The 6,005-nt window shown below is 64.1% G+C and carries 13 protein-coding genes; all 13 read right to left on the reverse strand.

The genetic code is table 11. The features are described from left to right. On the reverse strand, positions 1–369 hold the full coding sequence (rplN, locus tag ACXJJ8_RS04445; RefSeq protein WP_036167737.1) for a 50S ribosomal protein L14: 369 nt from the start codon (positions 367–369) through the stop codon (positions 1–3). A 16-nt stretch (positions 370–385) separates the two neighbouring features. Beyond that, entirely contained in the window at positions 386–649 is a 264-nt protein-coding gene (gene rpsQ, locus ACXJJ8_RS04450) for a 30S ribosomal protein S17 (RefSeq protein ID WP_499027168.1), read from the reverse strand. Positions 650–660: 11 nt separating this feature from the next. Then, complete coding sequence (rpmC, locus tag ACXJJ8_RS04455) at positions 661–858, reverse strand: 50S ribosomal protein L29 (RefSeq protein ID WP_499027169.1); 198 nt, start codon at positions 856–858, stop codon at positions 661–663. After that, complete coding sequence (rplP, locus tag ACXJJ8_RS04460) at positions 858–1,271, reverse strand: 50S ribosomal protein L16 (protein ID WP_499027170.1); 414 nt, start codon at positions 1,269–1,271, stop codon at positions 858–860. The genes rpmC and rplP overlap by 1 nt, the downstream gene beginning before the upstream one ends. Positions 1,272–1,273: 2 nt before the next feature. Next, positions 1,274–2,017, reverse strand: coding sequence for a 30S ribosomal protein S3 (rpsC, locus tag ACXJJ8_RS04465; RefSeq protein WP_036167748.1), 744 nt, complete (start codon positions 2,015–2,017; stop codon positions 1,274–1,276). Between the two features lie 15 nt (positions 2,018–2,032). After that, positions 2,033–2,368, reverse strand: a complete 336-nt coding sequence (gene rplV, locus ACXJJ8_RS04470) for a 50S ribosomal protein L22 (protein WP_498964674.1) — start codon at positions 2,366–2,368, stop codon at positions 2,033–2,035. Between the two features lie 10 nt (positions 2,369–2,378). Then, positions 2,379–2,648 (reverse strand): 30S ribosomal protein S19, encoded by a 270-nt coding sequence (gene rpsS / locus ACXJJ8_RS04475; RefSeq protein ID WP_036167751.1) that lies wholly within the window; start codon positions 2,646–2,648, stop codon positions 2,379–2,381. Positions 2,649–2,654: 6 nt separating this feature from the next. After that, complete coding sequence (rplB, locus tag ACXJJ8_RS04480; protein ID WP_498964672.1) at positions 2,655–3,482, reverse strand: 50S ribosomal protein L2; 828 nt, start codon at positions 3,480–3,482, stop codon at positions 2,655–2,657. Positions 3,483–3,492: 10 nt separating this feature from the next. After that, on the reverse strand, positions 3,493–3,798 hold the full coding sequence (gene rplW / locus ACXJJ8_RS04485; protein ID WP_499027171.1) for a 50S ribosomal protein L23: 306 nt from the start codon (positions 3,796–3,798) through the stop codon (positions 3,493–3,495). Then, entirely contained in the window at positions 3,795–4,400 is a 606-nt protein-coding gene (gene rplD, locus ACXJJ8_RS04490) for a 50S ribosomal protein L4 (RefSeq protein WP_499027172.1), read from the reverse strand. Before rplD ends, rplW begins: the two co-directional genes overlap by 4 nt. A gap of 2 nt (positions 4,401–4,402) precedes the next feature. Continuing rightward, entirely contained in the window at positions 4,403–5,059 is a 657-nt protein-coding gene (gene rplC, locus ACXJJ8_RS04495; RefSeq protein WP_499027173.1) for a 50S ribosomal protein L3, read from the reverse strand. Positions 5,060–5,070: 11 nt separating this feature from the next. Beyond that, on the reverse strand, positions 5,071–5,382 hold the full coding sequence (gene rpsJ, locus ACXJJ8_RS04500) for a 30S ribosomal protein S10 (RefSeq protein WP_156641283.1): 312 nt from the start codon (positions 5,380–5,382) through the stop codon (positions 5,071–5,073). Between the two features lie 362 nt (positions 5,383–5,744). Then, the coding region (locus ACXJJ8_RS04505; RefSeq protein WP_499027174.1) for an EF-Tu C-terminal domain-related protein at positions 5,745–6,005 on the reverse strand (261 nt) is incomplete at its 5' end.

A 6,005-nucleotide genomic window follows, 5' to 3' on the forward strand; every position in this document is an offset into this window, starting at 1 on the left:
TCAGAGCACTTCGGGCGCGAGCGAGACGATCTTCATGAACTTCTCGGAACGCAGCTCGCGGGTCACGGGCCCGAAGATGCGCGTGCCGATCGGCTCGTGCTTGTTGTTGAGCAGCACGGCGGCGTTGCCGTCGAAGCGGATCAGCGAACCGTCGGCGCGGCGCACACCCTTGCGGGTACGGACCACGACGGCGTCGTAGACGTCGCCCTTCTTGACCTTGCCGCGCGGGATCGCGTCCTTGACGGTCACCTTGATGATGTCGCCGATGTGGGCATAGCGGCGCTTGGAACCACCAAGCACCTTGATGCACATCAGTTCCTTGGCGCCCGAGTTGTCGGCGGCATCGAGATAGCTCTGCATCTGGATCATGGCTGTCTCTCCTTCCTTACTCGGCTGCGCGCGTCAGAATTTCGACGACACGCCAGTTCTTGGTCTTCGACATCGGCGCGCATTCGGCGATGCGCACGAGATCGCCTTCCTTGCAGGCGTTCTCGGCGTCATGCGCGTGCAGCTTGGTCGAGCGGCGGATGTACTTGCCGTACAGCGCATGCTTGACCTGGCGCTCGACGAGCACGGTGATGGTCTTGTCCATCTTGTTGCTGACGACGCGGCCATCGACCGTGTGCAGCTTCTTGGTTGTCTCGTTCATCGTCGAGTCCTTCACTTGCTGGCCACGTTGCCGAGCAGCATGTTCACGCGCGCGATTTCGCGGCGGACACGGCGGGCTTCATGGGTCTTGGCCGGGGGCAGCTGGCCCGTGGCTTTCTGCATGCGGAGCGCGAACTGCTCCTTCTGCAGGTCCACCAGGTGGGCCTTCAGTTCGCCGGCGTTCTTCTGACGCAGGGCCTTGAGTTCCATCAGCGCACCGTCCGGGTAACGAAAGTGGTGGTGACCGACAGCTTGGCCGCGGCCAGGCGGAACGCCTCGCGTGCGACTTCTTCGCTGACGCCTTCGATTTCATAAATCATGCGGCCGGGCTGGATCTGCGCGACCCAGAACTCGACGTTGCCCTTGCCCGAACCCATTCGAACTTCGATGGGCTTCTTGGTGATCGGCTTGTCGGGGTACACGCGGATCCACATCTTGCCGCCGCGCTTCACGTAGCGGCTGATCGAGCGGCGGGCCGCTTCGATCTGGCGCGCGGTGAGCTGGCCGAATGCAGTGGACTTCAGGCCGAACTCGCCGAACGAAACGGCATTGCCGCTCCAGCTCAGGCTGTCGTTACGGCCCTTGTGCATCTTGCGGTATTTGGTTCGCTTGGGTTGCAACATGATTAATCCCTCGCCTCACGTTCACGACGCGGACCACGCGGGCGGTCGGCGCGATCGCCGCGCTCACCACGTTCCGCACGCGGCGTGTCGTCCTGCTTTTCCTGGCCGACCTGGCTGAAGTCGAACACTTCACCCTTGTAGACCCACACCTTGATGCCGATGATCCCGTAGGTCGTCTTCGCTTCGGCGAAGCCGTAGTCGATGTCGGCGCGCAGCGTATGCAGCGGCACGCGACCTTCGCGGTACCACTCCGAACGGGCGATTTCCGCACCGTTGAGGCGGCCGGCCACGTTGACCTTGATGCCCAGCGCGCCGAGGCGCATCGCGTTGCCGACCGCGCGCTTCATCGCACGGCGGAACATGATGCGGCGCTCGAGCTGCTGCGCGATCGATTCGGCGACCAGCTGCGCATCGAGTTCGGGCTTGCGGACTTCGGTGACGTTGATGTGCGCCGGGACGCCCATCAGGTCGCTGACTTCCTTCCGCAGCTTTTCGATGTCCTCGCCACGCTTGCCGATCACCACGCCCGGGCGGGCGGTGTGGATCGTCACGCGCGCGTTCTGCGCCGGACGCTCGATCAGGATTTTCGAAATACCGGCCTGCGCAAGCTTCTTGCGCAGCATGTCGCGGACCTTGAGGTCGGCGATCAGGTAGTCGGCGTAATGCTTCTTGCCGGCGTACCACTTGGAGTTCCAGTCCTTGGCGATGCCCAGGCGGATACCGGTCGGATGAACTTTATGACCCATCGTCTTATCTCCGCCTTACTTGCCGGCACCGACAACCACAGTGATGTGGCTGGTGCGCTTGAGGATCCGGGTGCCGCGGCCCTTCGCACGCGCCATGAAGCGCTTCAGCGTGGGACCTTCGTCGACCATGATGGAGGTGACGCGCAGGTCGTCGACGTCGGCGCCCTGGTTGTTCTCCGCGTTGGCGATCGCCGATTCGACGACCTTGCGGATCATGCCGGCGGCCTTCTTGTCGGAGAACTTCAGCAGGTTGACGGCGCGCTCGGCCGAGAGACCGCGCACCTGGTCGGCGACCAGGCGGGCCTTCTGGGCGGAGATGCGCGCAGAGCGCAGGATGGCTTTCGCTTCCATGGTCATCTCCTTACTTCCCGCTCTTCTTGTCGCCGCCATGACCCTTGAACGTCCGGGTCAGTGCGAATTCGCCGAGCTTGTGGCCAACCATGTTTTCGTTGACCAGGACCGGGATGTGGTTCTTGCCGTTGTGCACGGCGATGGTGAAGCCGACCATTTCCGGCATGACCATCGAACGACGCGACCAGGTCTTGATCGGCTTCTTGTTGTTGCCCGCGGTCTCCACCTTCTTCATCAGGTGGTGGTCGACGAACGGACCCTTTTTGAGTGAACGTGCCATGGCCGATTAACCCCTGCGATCGCGCACGATGAATTGCGTGGTGCGCTTGTTCTTGCGCGTCTTGTAACCCTTGGTCGGGACACCCCACGGGGTGACCGGATGCGGGTTGCCCTGGCCAGCCTTCGCCTCGCCACCACCGTGCGGGTGGTCGACCGGGTTCATGGCGGCGCCGCGGACGGTCGGCTTGATACCGCGCCAACGCTTCGCACCGGCCTTGCCCAGCTTTTCGAGGTTGTGCTCGACGTTGCCGACTTCGCCGATCGTCGCGCGGCATTCGGCCGGCACCTTGCGCATTTCGCCGGAGCGAAGACGCAGGGTGGCGTAACCGGATTCGCGGGCGATCAACTGCACGCCGGCGCCGGCGGCACGGGCGAGCTGCGCACCCTTGCCGGGCTTCATCTCGATGCAATGCACCGTGGAGCCGACGGGGATGTTGCGCAGGGGCAGCGTGTTGCCGACCTTGATCGGGGCGTCGCGGCCCGCGATCACCTGGTCGCCGCTCTTCAGGCCCTTGGGGGCGATGATGTAGCGACGCTCGCCATCGACGTAGCACAGCAGCGCGATGTGCGCGGTGCGGTTGGGATCGTATTCGATCCGCTCCACGCGCGCCGGAATGCCTTCCTTGTCGCGCTTGAAGTCGATGATGCGGTAATGCTGCTTGTGGCCACCGCCGATGTGGCGCGTGGTGATGCGGCCATGGTGGTTACGGCCGCCGGTGTTGCTCTTCTTCTCGACCAGCGCGGCGAACGGCGCCCCCTTGTGGAGGTCCGGCGTCACGACACGGACCGCCGAACGGCGACCGGGCGAGGTGGGCTTGAAAGTCATCAATGCCATGGGTCTGTCCTCAGGCCTTGGCCATCATCACGTCGATCGACTGGCCTTCGGCCAGCTGGACGTACGCCTTGCGCCAGTCGCCGCGCTTACCCTGGCGAAACTTGAAGGACTTGTTCTTGCCCTTCACGTTCACCACGTTCACCGCTTCGACCTTGACGTCGAAAATCTGCTCGACCGCGACCTTGATGTCAGCCTTGGTGGCGGTCTTCGCGACTTCGAAAACGTACTGATTCGACACTTCCTGGAGGCGCGCGGTCTTTTCGGACACGCGCGGCGCGCGGATTACTTCGTACACGTTGTTGGTGATCGCGCTCATGCCAGCCACTCCTCGATCTTCTTGACCGCATCGGCCGTGATCACGACCGAATCGGCGCCGACGAGGGCGACCGGGTCGAGACCCTGCACGTCGCGCACTTCGACGTACGGCAGGTTGCGCGCGGACAGGTACAGCGATTCCGACGCGTCTTCGGTGACGATCAGCGGACGACGACCGACCGAGAGATCCTTGAGCCTGGAGATCAGGCCCTTGGTCTTCGGACCGTCGAGGTCGAACGACTCGACGACGGTGATGCGGCCCTGGCGGTTGAGTTCCGACAGGATCGCGGCGATCGCCGCGCGATACATCTTGCGGTTGACCTTCTGCGCGAAGCTGCGCGGCTTGGCCGCGAACGTCACGCCGCCGCCGACGAAGATCGGAGCCGTCAGCGCGCCATGACGCGCACCGCCGCCCTTCTGCTTCTTCGACTTCTTCGTGGTGCCGTTGACTTCCGAGCGCGTCTTCTGCGCCTTGGTGCCGGCGCGACCCGCGTTGCGGTAGGCGACGACGACCTGATGGACCAGGTCTTCGGAGAACTCGCGGCCGAACACGGCGTCCGAAACGGACAACGTGTTCTTGCTGTTATTGATGGACAGTTCCATCGTCAGACTCCCTTGCTCGTCGGACGCACGATCACGTCGCCACCCGGCGCACCGGGAACGGCACCGCGCACGGCGATCAGGCCGCGTTCGGCATCGACCTTGACGACGCGCAGGTTCTGCGTGGTCTGGGTTTCGGCGCCCATGTGGCCCGACATCTTCTTGCCGGGGAACACGCGGCCCGGCGTCTGGCGCTGGCCGATCGAACCCGGCGAACGATGCGACAGCGAGTTGCCGTGCGTCGCGTCGCCCATGGTGAAGTTCCAGCGCTTGATCGTGCCCTGGAAGCCCTTGCCCTTGGTGATGCCCTGGACGTCGACGGCCTGGCCGACTTCGAAGATGTCGGCGCGAATTTCGCCGCCCACCTGGAAGTCGGAGATCTTGTCGTCGGCCACGCGCAGTTCCCACAGGCCGCGACCGGATTCCACCTTCGCCTTCGCGAGGTGGCCGGCGGCCGGCTTGTTCACCAGGGCGGCGCGCTTGACGCCGACGGTGACCTGCACGGCGCTGTAGCCGTCGGTCTCGACCGTCTTCACCTGGGTGATGCGGTTGGGGGTGGCTTCGATCAGGGTCACCGGGATGGACTTGCCATCTTCGGTAAACACGCGGCTCATGCCGGCCTTGCGGCCGACGATGCCCAACGAATGCTTCTTCGCGGTCATGGTGGCAGGCCTCAGGTCAGCTTGATTTGCACGTCGACGCCAGCCGCGAGTTCGAGCTTCATCAGCGCGTCCACGGTCTTGTCGTTCGGGTCGACGATATCGAGCACGCGCTTGTGCGTGCGGGTTTCGTACTGGTCACGCGCATCTTTGTCAGCGTGCGGCGACGTGAGAATCGTGAAGCGCTCGAGCTTGGTCGGCAGCGGGATCGGGCCGCGCACTTGCGCGCCGGTCCGCTTGGCCGTTTCGACGATCTCGCTGGCCGAGCGGTCGATCAAACGATGATCGAATGCCTTCAGCCGAATCCGGATCTTCTGGTCCGCCATGACGGGAATTCCTCTGGAAAGAGCGGAGGGTCGGCCTCTGGTGTGCCGGCCCCGGGGTTCTTTTGGAGCGGTGGAGCGTGTTGCGAAAGCGTCCCTGCAAAATCAAGGGCGGGCCGGTTTCCCGGTCCGCCCAGACGGAGTCGTGAACGCGCAAGCGGCCCCGCCATGAGTGTCCCGAAGAACTTCGGAACGGGCGGAGCACCACCGCGCGACATATCCCTGTCTGGCGAAAACGAGGTGCATCCTGCCCCTCAGTTCGCTGGTCCCTGGGCCATCCGTTGAAGGTTGGCCGCGAGGGTCTTGCATTCTAGTGGGTCTCCGGGGGGAATGGCAACCCATTCCTCCCGGAAATCACACCCGCATTACTTGAGGATCTTCGCCACCACGCCGGCGCCGACCGTACGGCCGCCTTCGCGGATCGCGAAGCGCAGGCCGTCGTCCATCGCGACCGGGTTGATCAGCTCGACCACCATCTTGATGTTGTCGCCCGGCATGACCATTTCCACGCCTTCGGGCAGGGTCACGGCACCGGTGATGTCCGTCGTGCGGAAGTAGAACTGCGGGCGGTAGCCCTTGAAGAACGGCGTGTGGCGGCCGCCTTCGTCCTTCGACAGCACGTACAC

Source organism: Lysobacter sp. P5_C4 (assembly GCF_054049695.1).

Coding starts and splice junctions, on each gene's coding strand:
- rplN (WP_036167737.1), bottom strand. CDS start 369: ATGATCCAGATGCAGAGCTATCTCGATGCCGCCGACAACTCGGGCGCC.
- rpsQ (WP_499027168.1), bottom strand. CDS start 649: ATGAACGAGACAACCAAGAAGCTGCACACGGTCGATGGCCGCGTCGTC.
- rpmC (WP_499027169.1), bottom strand. CDS start 858: ATGGAACTCAAGGCCCTGCGTCAGAAGAACGCCGGCGAACTGAAGGCC.
- rplP (WP_499027170.1), bottom strand. CDS start 1,271: ATGTTGCAACCCAAGCGAACCAAATACCGCAAGATGCACAAGGGCCGT.
- rpsC (WP_036167748.1), bottom strand. CDS start 2,017: ATGGGTCATAAAGTTCATCCGACCGGTATCCGCCTGGGCATCGCCAAG.
- rplV (WP_498964674.1), bottom strand. CDS start 2,368: ATGGAAGCGAAAGCCATCCTGCGCTCTGCGCGCATCTCCGCCCAGAAG.
- rpsS (WP_036167751.1), bottom strand. CDS start 2,648: ATGGCACGTTCACTCAAAAAGGGTCCGTTCGTCGACCACCACCTGATG.
- rplB (WP_498964672.1), bottom strand. CDS start 3,482: ATGGCATTGATGACTTTCAAGCCCACCTCGCCCGGTCGCCGTTCGGCG.
- rplW (WP_499027171.1), bottom strand. CDS start 3,798: ATGAGCGCGATCACCAACAACGTGTACGAAGTAATCCGCGCGCCGCGC.
- rplD (WP_499027172.1), bottom strand. CDS start 4,400: ATGGAACTGTCCATCAATAACAGCAAGAACACGTTGTCCGTTTCGGAC.
- rplC (WP_499027173.1), bottom strand. CDS start 5,059: ATGACCGCGAAGAAGCATTCGTTGGGCATCGTCGGCCGCAAGGCCGGC.
- rpsJ (WP_156641283.1), bottom strand. CDS start 5,382: ATGGCGGACCAGAAGATCCGGATTCGGCTGAAGGCATTCGATCATCGT.